The sequence below is a fragment of the Burkholderia sp. M6-3 genome (assembly GCF_050858985.1).
GTDB lineage: Bacteria > Pseudomonadota > Gammaproteobacteria > Burkholderiales > Burkholderiaceae > Paraburkholderia > Paraburkholderia caledonica.
The window spans coordinates 1,085,932-1,100,410 of the sequence record NZ_CP110091.1; the positions used below are offsets into that span (position 1 = coordinate 1,085,932).

The 14,479-nt window shown below is 61.8% G+C and carries 12 protein-coding genes; 7 read left to right on the forward strand and 5 right to left on the reverse strand.

Annotated features, from left to right (window positions below):
- Nucleotides 1-46: 46 nt before the first annotated feature.
- Nucleotides 47-853, reverse strand: a complete 807-nt coding sequence (gene garL, locus OH764_RS22160; RefSeq protein WP_498850811.1) for an aldolase/citrate lyase/malate synthase family protein — start codon at nucleotides 851-853, stop codon at nucleotides 47-49.
- A gap of 221 nt (nucleotides 854-1,074) precedes the next feature.
- Between garL and OH764_RS22165 the strand changes: the two genes are divergently transcribed.
- Nucleotides 1,075-2,682: an aldehyde dehydrogenase (NADP(+)) gene (locus OH764_RS22165; protein WP_498850812.1), complete on the forward strand. Its 1,608-nt coding sequence runs from the start codon at nucleotides 1,075-1,077 to the stop codon at nucleotides 2,680-2,682.
- Nucleotides 2,683-2,789: 107 nt separating this feature from the next.
- On the opposite strand, the gene OH764_RS22170 is transcribed toward OH764_RS22165, so the two are convergent.
- From OH764_RS22170 to kdgD, 3 genes are all read right to left on the reverse strand, one after another.
- Nucleotides 2,790-3,533 (reverse strand): FadR/GntR family transcriptional regulator, encoded by a 744-nt coding sequence (locus OH764_RS22170; RefSeq protein ID WP_020070333.1) that lies wholly within the window; start codon nucleotides 3,531-3,533, stop codon nucleotides 2,790-2,792.
- A 163-nt stretch (nucleotides 3,534-3,696) separates the two neighbouring features.
- A complete protein-coding gene (locus tag OH764_RS22175) occupies nucleotides 3,697-5,046 on the reverse strand; it encodes an MFS transporter (protein WP_498850813.1) in 1,350 nt (449 codons plus the stop codon).
- A gap of 183 nt (nucleotides 5,047-5,229) precedes the next feature.
- Entirely contained in the window at nucleotides 5,230-6,147 is a 918-nt protein-coding gene (gene kdgD / locus OH764_RS22180) for a 5-dehydro-4-deoxyglucarate dehydratase (protein ID WP_498850814.1), read from the reverse strand.
- 233 nt (nucleotides 6,148-6,380) lie between these two features.
- Here kdgD and garD point away from each other — a divergent pair, with 233 nt between their 5' ends.
- The 3 genes from garD (at nucleotide 6,381) to OH764_RS22195 (ending at nucleotide 9,888) form a co-directional block, all read left to right on the forward strand.
- Nucleotides 6,381-7,970, forward strand: coding sequence for a galactarate dehydratase (garD, locus tag OH764_RS22185; protein ID WP_498850815.1), 1,590 nt, complete (start codon nucleotides 6,381-6,383; stop codon nucleotides 7,968-7,970).
- A 125-nt stretch (nucleotides 7,971-8,095) separates the two neighbouring features.
- Nucleotides 8,096-8,938: an NAD-dependent epimerase/dehydratase family protein gene (locus tag OH764_RS22190; RefSeq protein WP_498850816.1), complete on the forward strand. Its 843-nt coding sequence runs from the start codon at nucleotides 8,096-8,098 to the stop codon at nucleotides 8,936-8,938.
- The gene (locus OH764_RS22195) at nucleotides 8,935-9,888 is read left to right on the forward strand and encodes an SMP-30/gluconolactonase/LRE family protein (protein ID WP_498850817.1); all 954 of its coding nucleotides are present in this window, start codon (nucleotides 8,935-8,937) and stop codon (nucleotides 9,886-9,888) included. Before OH764_RS22190 ends, OH764_RS22195 begins: the two co-directional genes overlap by 4 nt.
- A 15-nt stretch (nucleotides 9,889-9,903) precedes the next feature.
- Here OH764_RS22195 and OH764_RS22200 read toward each other — a convergent pair.
- Nucleotides 9,904-10,715, reverse strand: a protein-coding gene (locus OH764_RS22200) for an IS5 family transposase (RefSeq protein WP_498846769.1) whose coding sequence is annotated in 2 segments (ribosomal slippage) — nucleotides 9,904-10,376 and nucleotides 10,376-10,715 — 813 coding nt in all. Because the reading frame shifts where the segments join, the coding sequence is not laid out codon by codon here.
- Nucleotides 10,716-11,448: 733 nt separating this feature from the next.
- On the opposite strand from OH764_RS22200, the gene OH764_RS22205 reads away from it, so the two are divergent.
- The 3 genes from OH764_RS22205 to OH764_RS22215 all read left to right on the forward strand — a co-directional run bounded on the left by OH764_RS22205 (nucleotide 11,449) and on the right by OH764_RS22215 (nucleotide 14,424).
- Nucleotides 11,449-12,441, forward strand: coding sequence for a TRAP transporter substrate-binding protein (locus tag OH764_RS22205; protein ID WP_498851260.1), 993 nt, complete (start codon nucleotides 11,449-11,451; stop codon nucleotides 12,439-12,441).
- 152 nt (nucleotides 12,442-12,593) lie between these two features.
- Nucleotides 12,594-13,064, forward strand: a complete 471-nt coding sequence (locus OH764_RS22210; protein ID WP_498850818.1) for a TRAP transporter small permease — start codon at nucleotides 12,594-12,596, stop codon at nucleotides 13,062-13,064.
- A 7-nt stretch (nucleotides 13,065-13,071) separates the two neighbouring features.
- Nucleotides 13,072-14,424, forward strand: a complete 1,353-nt coding sequence (locus OH764_RS22215) for a TRAP transporter large permease (RefSeq protein ID WP_027779400.1) — start codon at nucleotides 13,072-13,074, stop codon at nucleotides 14,422-14,424.
- Nucleotides 14,425-14,479: the final 55 nt, after the last annotated feature.

Consider the following 14,479-nt stretch of genomic DNA (forward strand, 5'->3'; position numbering starts at 1 on the left):
CGTGGCGGCCACGGCTGTGCCGGGTAGTGTGCGCTTAGCGCGCGGTTCAGCTTTGGCCCGCCGGTTTCTGTATGAAGTGTTGGTGGACCGTCTGCGCGGCGTTCCTCAAAAGCCCGAGGTCGGCGCAGACGGCGAGGATGCGGCAGCCCATGTCACGATAACGCTCCGCGTCGGCTTGCACCGGTGCAAGAATGCCGCTCGGCTTGCCGGCGGCCTGCGCGCGCTCGAACACATGCGCGATCGCCTGCTGCACGTCGGGATGTCCGGCGTTGCCCAGGTGCCCGTATCCCGCGGCGAGGTCCGACGGCCCGACGAAAACGCCGTCTACTCCGTCCACGGCAAGAATCTCGTCGATGGCCTCTACCGCATTGCGGCTCTCGATCTGCACGATCACGCAGACGTTGTCGTTGGCAATGTCAAAATAGTCGGGTACCGTCGCATAGCGGTTGCCGCGGTGACCCACCGAGACGCCGCGAATGCCCTGTGGCGGATAGCGGGTGGCCGCGACCGCGCGCGCCGCGTCGTCGGCGCTATCGACGAACGGCACGAGGAAGTTGGAAAAACCGCTGTCGAGTAGCCGCTTGATAACGACGCTGTCGTTGCTGGGCGGGCGCACCACCGGCGCGCTGCGGCTGTCCTTCAGCGCCATCAGTTGCGGAATCAGCGTGAGGACGTCGTTGGGTGCATGCTCGGCGTCGAGCAGCATCCAGTCGAATCCGATCACGCCGAGCAACTCCGTGACGATCGGGCTGGCGAGCGAGGCCCAGCAGCCAATCAGGGTTTCGCCTCCGCGAACCGCCTGGCGGAAACTATTGGGAAGGGACTGATAAGGCTGGCAGGGCGCGGCGGGCATGAACGTTTTCCTCGACGGCAATGGATCGGGCTAGTTCCGACGATGGCTGACCGCATGTTATAGGTCGTCGTATATCTATTTCAGATTAGCACCCGGGGAAGACGTTGTAACGGGCACGTTAACCCGAATCTATGCCGAAGCAGGGCGGTTCAGGTTGCGCAGGAATGCCGCTATGTTGTAGGATGACTTATATCTTTAGCATTCAATCCAAAGGAAAAGACATGTCCAGTTCCAGCGAAGTCATCGGTCGGATCACCGGCGAAATGCTGATCGGCCGTCAATCGGTGCGTGGCGCCGAAGAGGCGCTGCACGCATTCAATCCCGCCACCGGTGCGGACATCGCCGAGCCGGTTTTCGGCAGCGGCACGGCTCGCGACGTCGGCCTTGCGTGCGAACTGGCGCAGAAAGCGTTTGATCCGTACCGCCTACTGCCGCTCGCAGTGCGCGCAGAATTCCTGGAGCGTATCGCCGACGGCATCACTGCGCTGGGCGATGCTCTCGTCGAGCGTGCGCAGCAGGAATCGGGCTTGCCGAAAGCGCGCCTCGAAGGCGAGCGCGGCCGCACGACCGGTCAGTTGAAGCTGTTCGCGCAATTCGTTCGCTCGGGCCAGTGGCTCGACGCGACGCTCGACTCGCCGCTGCCTGATCGCAAACCGCTGCCGCGTTCCGACCTGCGCATGCAGAAGATCGCGATCGGCCCGGTCGCCGTGTTCGGCGCAAGCAATTTCCCGCTCGCGTTTTCGGTGGCAGGCGGCGATACGGCTGCGGCGCTCGCGGCCGGTTGCCCGGTGGTGGTGAAGGCACACCGCGCTCACCTCGGCACGTCGGAAATGGTCGGCCGCGTGATTCAACGCGTCGCACAGGAAATGGATTTGCCCGAAGGCGTGTTTTCGCTGATCGTCGGCGCAGGCAATTCGGTCGGTGAAGCGCTGGTCGCGCATCCGGCGATCAAGGCGGTCGGCTTCACCGGTTCGCGCGCGGGCGGCTTGGCGCTGATGCGCGTCGCGGCGGCGCGTCCCGAGCCGATTCCGGTCTTTGCGGAAATGAGCAGCATCAACCCGGTGTTCCTGCTGCCGAACGCGCTCACGCAGCGCACCGAGAACATCGCTCGTGGTTTCGTGGATTCGTTGGTGCTCGGCGCCGGCCAGTTCTGTACCAACCCGGGCCTTGCAATCGCTGTGGACAGCGACGCGCTAAAGAACTTCGTCGCCGTGGCGTCCGAGGCGCTTGGCGGCAAGCCCGCGCAGACCATGCTCACATCGGGCATCCATTCGGCGTACACGCAAGGCGAAAGCAAGCTGGCCGGTATTCCGGGCGTGGAGACGGTGGCGCGCGGCGTCGACGTGACGGGGCCGAACCAGGCGCGCGCGGCATTGTTCGTGACGGACGCCAAAACGTTCCTCGCCACGCCGGCGCTGGAAGACGAGGTGTTTGGACCGGCATCGACGATCGTGCGTTGCAAGGACGAAAACGAACTGCTGCAGGTTGCCGAGCACTTTGCCGGCCAGTTGACCGCGACAATCCAGATGGACAGCGCCGACGTACCCGCAGCCAGAAAGCTCGTGCCGATTCTCGAGCGCAAGGCTGGCCGGCTTCTGGTCAACGGCTATCCGACCGGCGTCGAAGTGTGTCACGCCATGGTTCACGGCGGCCCGTTCCCGGCTACATCGGATAGCCGCGCGACGTCGGTCGGCACGACCGCGATCGAGCGTTTCCTGCGCCCGGTCTGCTATCAGGATTTCCCGGCCGACCTGCTGCCGCAGGCGCTGGCTGACGGCAATCCGCTCGACCTGTGGCGCCGCCGCGATGGCGAAATCACGCGCAGCTAATCGTTGCGATTGAACTGCGGCTGGAACGAAAAATGGCCGGGGAGGCGACTCCCGGGCCATTTTTTTGCGTATCCGCCGTGAGAAAGGGCGAGGTGCTCAGCGGCCCGTCAACTATGGCTTTCTGAGATTTCGTTCGCGCGTCGCAGCCGTTCGCGGCTGTTGGACAGATGCATGCGCATGGCCGCGCGCGCGCCTTCGGCGTCGTGCCGGCTGATCGCCTCCAGAATGCTCTCGTGCTCCAGGTTGACGAGCGACAGGTACGCGTCCGGCTCGGCGCGCGCAATGCCCGCCGAGTCGAGCCGGTTGCGCGGAATCAGCGCGCTGCCCATTTGCGTGAGGATGTCCACGAAATAGCGGTTGCCGGTAGCGCGCGCCACCGAGATATGGAACTGCAAATCGGCGTCGACGCTGTCGCGTCCGTTGTGGCGCGTCGCCTCGATCGCGTCGAGCGCGGCGCGCATGCGGGCGACGTCTTCCGGCTTCGCGCGTTGAGCGGCGAGGCCCGCACATTCCGTTTCGAGGCTGATGCGCAGTTCGAGAATCGACAGCACGTCGCGCAGCGTGGTGGCCGGCACCATGTCGATGCCGAGCTTTTCGCGCTGCGGTTCGAGCACGAAGCTGCCGATGCCGTGACGCGTCTCAATGATCTTGCCCGCCTGCAGGCGCGAAATCGCTTCGCGGATAACCGTGCGGCTTACGCTCAGCGTGACCATGAGTTGCGATTCTGTCGGCAGCTTGTCGCCGGGCTTGAGGGCGTTTGACGCGATCTGCTCGGTGACGTAATTGACGACGAGCTCGGCGAGATTACGAGCGCGTCGTGGCGGTGCCGCGGATGCCAGTGGTGTAGCCATCGAAAACGCCCCTTGAATCAGGTAGTTGCAGAGACTTCGTGCGATCCATTATACCGTCGTCTGACGACTGATTATAGAAAGGCCGGATCATTTAGCGCCGTGCCGCGGCCGGGAAGCGGCGGCGCGCGGTACGGCGCTGTCGGGCGGCGACGCGGCGCGGCGCTTAGCGCGGGCGCAATTCCACGCGCTTGATGTCCTTCACGATTACGAGGTAGCTGAACACAGTGAGCAGCGCATTTGCGCCGACGAAGACCAGTGCGCCATTGAACGAGCCGCTCTTCGCCACGAGATAACCGATCACGATCGGCGTGACGATGCCGGCCACGTTACCAAACATATTGAAGATCGCGCCGGACAGACCGAGCGCTTCCTTCGGCGACGTATCCGCGACCACCGCCCAGCCGAGCGCGCCGATGCCCTTGCCGAAGAACGCGAGTGACATCAGCGCGACGACGACCCAGTCGGTGGACACGTAGTTGCAGCCGATGATCGACACCGACAGCAGCATGCCGCCGACAATCGGCACCTTGCGCGCGACGGTCAGCGATTGGCCGCGCCGGATCAGCGAATCGGACAGGATGCCGCCGAGCACGCCGCCCGAGAATCCGCAGATCGCGGGCAGCGACGCCACGAGGCCCGCTTGCAGGATCGTCATGCCGCGCGCCTGCACGAGGTAGATCGGAAACCACGTCAGGAAGAAGTACGTCAGCACGTTGATGCAGTACTGCGCAAGATAGACGCCGACGAGCATCCGGTTGCTCAGCAATTGACGCACGAGGGACCAGCCGCCTGCCTTCTCGACGTTTTCACGACGCGCGTTATGTTGGCCGCTTACCACGCCGCCGCCCTGTTCGATGTACTCGAGCTCCGCAGCGGAGACGCCAGGGTGGTCGGCGGGATGCTTCATCACCTTGAGCCAGGTGAGGGCGAGCAGTAAGCCGGCGACGCCCATCACCACGTAGACCATGTGCCAGCCGAACGCGTGCGTGAGCCAGGCCATCAACGGTGTGAATACGACTGCCGCGAAGTACTGCGCCGAGTTGAATATCGCCGATGCCGTGCCGCGTTCCTTGGTCGGAAACCAGCTTGCCACCACCTTGGCGTTAGCCGGAAAGGCAGGCGATTCCGCCGCGCCCATCGCGAAACGCAACAGGAAGAGACCGGTGACCGCGGCAGCCGCGCTGCCGAGCAGGCCGATCGAGCTTTGCAGCAGCGTGAAGAGCGACCAGAAGAAAATGCTCGCGGCATACACGCGCCGCGCGCCGAAGCGGTCGAGCAGCCAGCCGGCCGGCAGTTGTGAGAGCACATACGCCCAGCTGAACGCGGAGAAAATGTAGCCCATCCGGATCGCGTCGAAGCCGAACTCGGCGCGCATTGCCGAGCCGGTGACCGACAGCGTTGCGCGGTCCGCGTAGTTGAACGTGGTGATTACAAAGATAAGCAGCAGGATTGCGTAGCGGACTTTCGTGCGCTTCGCAACGTTCGCGGAACTTGCCGTGCGGCTCAGGTCCATGGTCATCTCCTTAGTTCTTATGCAAGGGGGCGGGTGTCCGGCCTTGGCGGCGCGGCGGCTCAGATACGCATGTGCAAAAAACGCCCGGCGACGGTGTTGTCCCCGGGCGCTGTTGCGCTGCCGCTTGTGCGGCGCTTATTTGCTGACCGGCGCGAAATCCACGCGCCGGTCAGGCGCGCAGCATTACTGCGGGCCGAGCGTCTTGATGAGCGCGTCGAGTTGCGCCGTTTCTTCTTCGGTCAGATCGGTCAGCGGTGCGCGCACCGGGCCGGCGCTATGGCCAACCAGCTTTGCACCTGCCTTGACGATGCTGACCGCGTAGCCGGCGCGGCGGTTGCGGATCTTCAGGTACGGCAGGAAGAACTCGTCGATCAGCTTGCCGACGGTTGCGTGGTCGTCCGCGGCGATAGCGCGGTAGAAGTCCATCGCCGTCTTCGGAATGAAGTTGAATACTGCCGACGAGTACACCGGAACGCCCAGCGCCTTGTATGCCGCGGCGTAGACTTCCGCGGTCGGCAGGCCGCCGAGGTACGAGAAACGGTCGCCCAGACGGCGGCGGATCGTTACCATGTTTTCGATTTCACCCACGCCGTCCTTGAAACCGATCAGGTTCGGGCAGCGCTCGGCGAGCCCTTCGAGCATGTCGGCGTTGAGCTTGGAGTTCGCGCGGTTGTAGATGATCACGCCCATGTTCGGCACGGACTTGCAGACCTCTTCGGCGTGCGCGGCGATACCTTCCTGGCAGGCTTCCGTCAAATAATGCGGCATCAGAAGAATGCCGTTCGCGCCGTGGCGCTCGGCTTCCTTCGCGTACGCAATCGCGACGCGCGTCGGGCCGCCTGCGCCGGCCAGAATCGGTACCTTGCCCTTGCACACTTCAGTCGCGGTACGCACCACGTTCGAGTAGTCGTCATGCGTGAGCGAGAAGAACTCGCCCGTGCCACCCGCCACGAACAATGCCGACGCGCCGTACGGAGCCAGCCATTCCAGGCGCTCGGCGTAAGTGTCGGCGCGGAAATCGCCGTTCTGGTCAAAGTCGGTGACGGGGAAGGAGAGGAGGCCTTGCGAGACGATCTGCTTGAGTTCCTGCGGTGTAGTCATGATGTATGTATCCGGGCGTCGCTAAGGGTTGAGATCGGTTGGACCGTCGATCGATAGAAATGAAGATTTCTTATACGTCATCGTACAACAACAATTCGGCTAACTCAACGGAGTTTTCGCGGCATAATGCTGGTCATAGGGTAAATACGGAACATGCGGGCAAACATGTATGTTGTAGGATGACGTATGAATTGCTGCCGCAGAAGGCGTAAATCGCCATAAGGATCGATGCAATGGAACTCTCACCCCTCTACATTCGCGTTCACCCCAATGACAACGTCGCGATCGTCGTCAACGACGGCGGCCTGGGCGAGGGCGCGGTATTTCCCGACGGCCTCGTGCTGCGCGAGCGCGTCCCGCAAGGTCACAAGGTTGCGCTTGCGGATCTGGCCGAAGGCGACGAAGTCATCCGCTATAACGTGGTGATCGGCTATGCGCTCAAAGCGCTGCCCAAGGGAAGCTGGATCAACGAACACGTGATCCGCATGCCGAGCCCGCCGGGGCTCGAGGACCTGCCGATCGCCACCATCAAGGCGCCCGAAATGCCGCCGCTCGAGGGCTACACGTTCGAGGGCTACCGGAACGCCGACGGCTCAGTGGGCTCGCGCAACATCCTGGCGATCACCACGACCGTGCAGTGCGTCGCCGATGTCGTCGAGCACGCGGTGGTGCGCATCAAGTCCGAATTGCTGCCGAAATATCCGAATGTCGACGACGTGGTGGGTCTCGGCCACACCTACGGCTGCGGCGTGGCGATCGACGCGCCGGACGCAATGGTGCCGATCCGCACGGTGCGCAATATCGCGCTGAATCCGAACTTCGGCGGCGAGGTGATGATGGTGAGCCTCGGTTGCGAGAAGTTGCAGCCGGAGCGTTTGATGCCGCCGGGCACGATCCCCATCGCCGCGGCGCAGAACCCGAGCGAAATCGCGGATATCGGCGATCTCGGCGCCGACGAGAACGGCGACGTGGTCGTGCTGCAAGACGAAGCGCACGTTGGCTTTCAGTCGATGGTCGAGTCGATCATGAGAACGGCCGAAAGTCACCTGAAGCGGCTGAACAACCGGCGTCGCGAAACCTGCCCGGCGGCGGATCTGGTCGTGGGCGTGCAGTGCGGCGGCAGCGACGCGTTCTCCGGTCTCACTGCGAATCCGGCCGTCGGCTTCGCGACTGACCTGCTGGTGCGCGCCGGCGCGACGGTCATGTTCTCCGAAGTCACCGAAGTACGCGACGGCGTCGACCAGTTGACGGCGCGCGCGGCGAATGCGGACGTCGCTCAGGCGATCATTCGCGAAATGCAGTGGTACGACAATTATCTGAAGCGCGGCGGCGCCGACCGCAGCGCGAACACCACGCCGGGCAACAAGAAGGGCGGCCTCTCCAACATCGTCGAAAAGGCGATGGGCTCGATCATCAAATCGGGAAACTCGCCGATTTCCGGCGTGTTGTCGCCGGGCGAGAAAGTGCGCCAGAAAGGCCTGATCTACGCGGCCACGCCGGCGAGCGACTTTATCTGCGGCACGCTTCAGCTTGCGGCCGGTATCAACCTGCACGTCTTCACGACGGGCCGCGGCACGCCATATAGTCTCGCGGAAGTCCCCGTCATCAAGGTCGCTACGCGCTCGGATCTGGCGCGCCGCTGGCATGACCTGATGGACATCAACGCGGGCACGATTGCAACAGGCTCGGCAACGATCGAAGAGGTGGGCTGGGAGCTGTTCCGCTTCATGCTCGACGTTGCGAGCGGCCGCAAGAAGACCTGTGCGGAGAAGCTCAAGCTGCACAATGCGCTGGCGCTCTTCAATCCGGCGCCGGTGACCTGACCGCCGGATTCAGCGGGCCGCGATTTCGCGGCTCGTTTTACATTGGGCTTGACGGCTCGTTGCATGACTGGCTCTATTCGCCTTTATTGCTTGACTGACAGTAGCTACTCATAAATACAAAAGACATGACTGATTCGAACTCTGACCGCGCGGCTGCACAAAAACCTTTCCGACGCCTTCTGCTCACCGGGGCGGCGGGCAACCTCGGCACGCAATTGCGCGGCGCACTCGCGGCGTGGGCCGACGTCGTGCGCGTAACCGACATCGCGCCGCTCGGCGAAGTGGCTGAGCACGAAGAAGCGGCGATCGTCGACCTCGCAGACGAAGCCGCGGTTCACGCGCTGCTCGAAGGCGTGGATGCGGTGATCCATCTCGGCGGCATTTCCGTCGAGGCGCCTTTCGAAGATCTGCTCGAAGCGAATATTCGCGGACTGTACAACCTGTATTCGGCTGCGCAGAAACAGGGTGTGAAGCGCGTCGTGTATGCGAGCTCGAATCACGCGGTGGGCTTTCACCCAGTGACCGAAGTGGTGGATATCGACGCGCCGTTGCGTCCCGACAGTCTGTACGGCGTGACCAAATGCTTCGGCGAATCGCTGTCGCGCTATTACTTCGACCGCTTCGGCCTGGAGACGGTGTGTCTGCGGATCGGCTCGTCGTTCGAGCAGCCGAAGAACCCGCGCATGCTCGTCACGTATCTGAGCTATCGCGACTTCATCGAGCTGGTGCGCTGTTCACTGTTCACCAATCGCGTCGGCCATGCGATCGTGTACGGCGTCTCGGACAATCGCACGAAGTGGGTCGATAACACGAAGGCGGCGTTCCTCGGCTTTCGTCCGCAAGACAGTTCGGTACAGTTCGAACATCTCTTCCCCGTCGCGGCTCCGACCACCGATCTCGACGATCCTACGCAACGCTTCCAGGGCGGCGCGTTCGTACTGGCCGGACCGATGGAGCCAAAGCGATGAGCGCGGCGGCCAATCCGCGCGTCGAGCGAGTCGAGGCGGCGGGGCAGGCGCCGGCTCTCGTCGGCGAAAGTCCGGTCTGGCGTGTTGCCGAACAGGCGCTTTACTGGGTGGACATTCCAGCGCGGAAAATCGTGCGCCTCGTGGTGGAGACGGGCGAGCGCTCTGAATGGCTGTTGCCGGAGAAGGTCGCGTGCATCGCGTTCGACCGTCGCGGCACGGTACTCGCAGGCTGCGAGACTGCCTTGTTTGCGGTGACCTTGAGCGGCAGTTCGGCCGATGCCACGGCGCAAGCCGTGCGCGCCAACGAGCCCGTCGAAGTAACAGGACGCAAGCTCGCCGCGCCTGTTTTCCCCTTTGAGGACATGCGTTTCAACGACGGCCGCTGCGACCGGCAAGGCCGCTTCTGGGCAGGCACGATGGTGCAGGACATGTCTTTGGTCAATCCAGCCGGTGCGCTCTACCGGTTCGACGCGCAGGGCGTGCTCTCGGCGCCGGTTGTCGACGGACTCATTACGCAAAACGGTCTCGGCTGGTCGCCGGATGGCAGGACCATGTATCTGTCCGACTCGCATCCGCTGCGCAGGCAGATATGGGCTTTCGACTACGAAGTCGAAACGGGTGAGCCGAGCAACCGCCGCGTCTTCGCGGATCTGAACCATTATGTTGGCCGGCCCGATGGCGCCGCTGTGGATGCCGACGGCTGCTACTGGATCTGCGCGAACGACGCGGGCGCATTGCTGCGCTTTACGCCGCAAGGCAAACTCGACCGGCAGATTGCCGTGCCTGCAATCAAGCCGGCCATGTGCGCGTTCGGCGGACGCGATCTCGACACGCTTTTCGTCACGTCGATTCGTCCGGGCGCGGGCGCGAGCGAACATGACGGGCATCTTTTCGCGGTACGTCCTGGCGTGACCGGCTTGCCTGAGCCCGAATTCGCCGGTGATCTCTAAGAAGCTGTTGCGAAATTAGTTAAACATTGGCCTGAGTCGCGTCCAGCAAATCAAGGCGCAAGCCAGGGACAGAAAGGCTTCATGGACATGGGCATAACGTTCGTAGCGAATCTTCAGGCGTCGAAACGAGTGAAGCCATGCAATCGAGCGCTCGACTGGCCAACGCGTTTTGCCCAGACCACTGCCATGGGGCGAGCCAATCTTTGCGAGCACCGGCGTGATGCCGCGCTCTCTCAAACGCTGTCGATGTGGTTCCGAGCTGTAGCCCCGGTCGCCCTGAACGATTTGCGGTTTATGCAACGGGCGTCCCCGCTTGCCTCTAATGTGTGGAATGGCATCGACGAGTGCATCAAGCTGGGTGACGTCGTGGCGGTTCGCCCCGCTCAGAATGACCGCGAGCGGGATGCCTTTCGCGTCGACGATGAGGTGGTGTTTGCTGCCGAGCTTGCGCCGGTCCGTGGGATTCGGGCCGGTTTTTTTCCCGCCAGCATCGCGCGAATCGACGAGCTGTCTACAAGCGCTCGTGACAAGTCGATTTCGCCACGGCGACGCAGTTCGGCCAGCAGCGTTTCGTGGATGCGTTGCCAGACTCCTGCTTCTTGCCATGCCACGAGCCGCCGCCAGCAGGCGGTGCCCGAACCGCATCCCATCTCCTGCGGTAGCAGATTCCACGCAATGCCGGAGCGCAGTACGAACACAATGCCCGTCAGCGCGGCACGGTCGGGAGTCGGCTTGCGGCCCGCATACTGGCGATTGCGCGGTGCCCGAGCAGGTAAAAGCGGTTCGATGAGCAACCACAATTCGTCGTCGATGAGTTCTTTAGGCATCGCTTCCTGTTGGACAAAACAAGACAGGAAGTTAACACCAAGTCAGAAAAGTTAACAGGCCCAGAACTTAATTTCGCAACAGCTTCTAAGTCGCTGCGCCCTGTTCTCGGTAGGGCGCTGGCCTGGTAGTCCGGTCGGCGCCCCTTCCTCGCAGTCACTAATTCATCACTCGTCATACAACATTGTCGTGCGGACGCGACGTTTTTTCGGTTATTCCGAATAATGTCAGTCGTTCCGCACGCGTTCTTCACTTCTACGCGCAATCGGGCAGACCGCCTCGCCGGGCCTCGCCCACGGCGCGTTCAGGTCATTCATAGCGAACTGTGGTTTCCTCGGGTAAATACCGTCTGTACAACTCAAACTGCGTTTTATAGACTTCGTAAGTCGTCGTACAACGTATAAGCGCAAACAGACAGCTTTCTGCGCTTTTCGAGATTGCAACGCGATGAATGGCAGCTTTGGCGCGCGCAATCGCTCGCGTGAAAGTGCGCCGACGCAGCAGAAGTACAAGAAGTCGAGTTGTCCGACAGGAGTGCTGATCATTGTGCCGGGACGTTGCACGGACAGCACGGCAAAGCATTTGCCACGTAGGAGACCGCGAGCGCCGCATCGGGATACCCAGCCAAACCATGTCACATCCGGGACCGTCCGTTTGCAGCCGGCCGTTCGCGTTTGGCCAGCCGTCAGCAGCCCTTCGCATCGATTGGGTGTCTATTTTTCAAGGAATGTCATGATGAACAAGAAGTTCGCCTCTTCCCGTGTTTCGTTGATTGTCGCCGCATCGGTGCTGGCCTTTGGCGCCATGTCGGCGCAAGCGCGCGTGTTCCGCGTGTCGGACGTGCACGGCGACGCTTACCCGACCAATATGGCCGTGAAGTACATGGGTGAGCAGATCAAGACGGCAACCGGCGGCAAGGATTCCGTGAAGGTCTTCGGCAATAGCGCACTTGGTTCGGAAAACGACACAATCGATCAGGTGCGCATCGGCGCACTCGACATGGCGCGTGCAAACGGTGCGGCATTCAACGAAATCGTACCTGAGTCGATGATTCCGTCGCTGCCGTTCCTGTTCCGCGACATCGACCATTTCCGCAAGGTGATGTACGGCCCCGAAGGCCAGAAGATTCTGGACGCCTTCAAGGCAAAGGGCATGATCGCGCTGACTTTCTATGAAAGCGGTGCTCGTTCCATCTACACGAAGAAGCCGATCCGCACGCCGGCCGACATGAAGGGTCTGAAGGTCCGCGTACAGCCGTCCGATCTGATGGTCGACGAAATCAGGGCAATGGGTGGCACGCCGACGCCGATGCCGTTTGCCGAAGTCTATACGGGGCTGAAGACCGGTCTCGTCGACGCAGCGGAAAACAACCTGCCTTCTTACGAAGAGACCAAGCACTTCGAAGTCGCGCCGGTCTATTCGGAAACCCAGCACTCCATGACGCCGGAAGTTCTCGTCTTCTCGAAGAAGGTGTGGGACACGTTGTCGCCGCAGGAGCAGGAAATCATCAAGAAGGCCGCGGCCGACTCGGTGCCTTACTACCAGAAGCTGTGGACCGCGCGTGAGAACGACGCGAGCAAGACGGTGACCAAGGGCGGCGCGCAGATCGTTGCATCGTCGCAGATCGACCGCGCGGCTTTCGTCAAGGTGATGCAGCCGGTTTGGGCGAAGTACGAGAAGACGCCGCAAATGAAGCAGCTCGTCGACGAGATTCAGGCAATCAAGTAACGCTCGCATCGCGCTTTCGCGACAGCGGAATAGCCTTGCAGAAGTACTGCGAGGCTTTCCGCTGTCTGCGCGATTGCGTAACGGGTGACGGAAGTAGCACGTCTAACGAGTAAAAACGGTCCGTCGTAGGCAAGAATGGGGTCAAGAGATTCATGAAACGCCCAAACGATTTTATCTTTCGCGCGCTCGCTGTCATCGCCTCGCTCAGCCTCGCAGCGCTGAGTCTGCTGGTGATCTACAGCGTCGTCATGCGCTACGTGTTTAGCGACGCTCCCGATTTCGTCGAGCCCATCGCACTGTTGCTGGTGATCGTGATCGCGATGTTCGGTGCGGCGCTGAAGGTCCGCGAAGGCGGCCATATCGGGCTCGATTCGCTGGTGAAGAGTCTGCCGGTGAAAGGTCAGCTCGCTGCACACACGTTCCAGCATCTGTGTCTCATCGCGCTCGCCGTGGCGATTTTCTTCGGCTCGCTGCAGATGGCCGAGACCACGCTGCATGACAAAATTCCAATTCTCGGTTTGCCCGAAGCGCTCCGCTACGTGATCCCGGTCATTGCGAGCGTCTGCATCGCGTTGTTCTCATTCGAGAACCTTCTGACGCTTTTCGCAAAGAAACACAAATAGAACAATCATGGAACTTGCACTCCTCTCTATTAGCTTTATCGTCTTTCTGGTGCTCGGCGTTCCTGTTTCGTTCGCGCTGGGGCTGTCGTGTGTGCTCACGTATCTGTATGAAGGGCTGCCGGCGGCCACCGCGATGCAGTCGATGATCTCGGGAATGAACGCGTTTTCGTTCCTCGCAGTGCCGTTCTTCATCTTCTCGGGCGAACTGATGTTGCACGGAGGCATTGCCGATCGCATCCTGCGTTTCGCGCAGGCAACGGTCGGTCATTTCCGCGGCGGCCTCGGCATGGCGAACGTCGTCGCATGTACGCTGTTCGGCGGCGTCTCGGGTTCGCCCACGGCGGACACGTCGGCAATGGGCGGCGTCGTGATTCCGCTGATGAAGCGCGAGGGTTACAGCGCCGCTTACGCGGTCAACGTCACGACGCATTCGTCGCTCGCGGGCGCGCTGATGCCGACGTCGACGAACATGATCATCTACGCGTTTGCGGCACAGGGCATTACCGGCACGCTGAACGGTGTGCCGATGAGCGGCGTGTCGATCGGCGATCTGCTGTTCTCGGGGCTCTTGCCCGTGTTGTGGGTGATGGGCTTCGTGCTGATCGCCGCGTACTGGCAAGCCGTGCGCTATGGTTACCCGCGCCGTCCCGACGGTTCGACCGAACTGCAGCGCTTCCCGGGCTGGATGGCGGTCGCGCGGACCTTCCTCGGCGCATTGCCCGGCCTGATGGTGATCGCGATCATTCTGGTCTGCGTGGCGAAGGGCATTGCAACAGCGACGGAAGCCGCTGCTATTGCGGTGGCTTATTCGCTGGTGCTGACGGTCGTCGTGTATCGCTCGATGACGCTGAAAAAGCTCTCCTTCGCACTGTCGAAGGCCGCGAAGACCACAGGCGTCGTATTGCTGCTGATCGGTGTATCGAACATGCTCCGCTACCAGATGGCGTATCTGGAGATCCCCGATGCGATCGAGCACATGCTGGACGGCGCGACGAGCATTCCCTGGTTGATGCTGCTCTATATCAACATCATTCAGGTATTCCTCGGCACGTTCGTGGACATGGCGGCGCACATTCTGATCACTACGCCGCTGTTCCTGCCGATGGCGATGCACAGCGGTGTCGGTCCCGTGCAGTTCGGCATCATGATCCTGCTGAACTGCGCATTGGGCCTCGTTCACCCGCCGATCGGCTCGGTGCAGTTCATTGGTTGCGCGATCGGCAATGTGTCGATTGGGGAAACTACCAAGGTGGCTTGGCCGTATTACCTCGCTATCTTCAGCGCCATCAATATTGTGACCTACGTGCCGATGTTTTCCACGTGGTTGCCGAGCGTGATAAATGGACACCCGGTTTTCTGACCTGAAATCCCCGATTCACCGGTTGCGCGGTTCAGACAATGACCGGTAGTCAAGA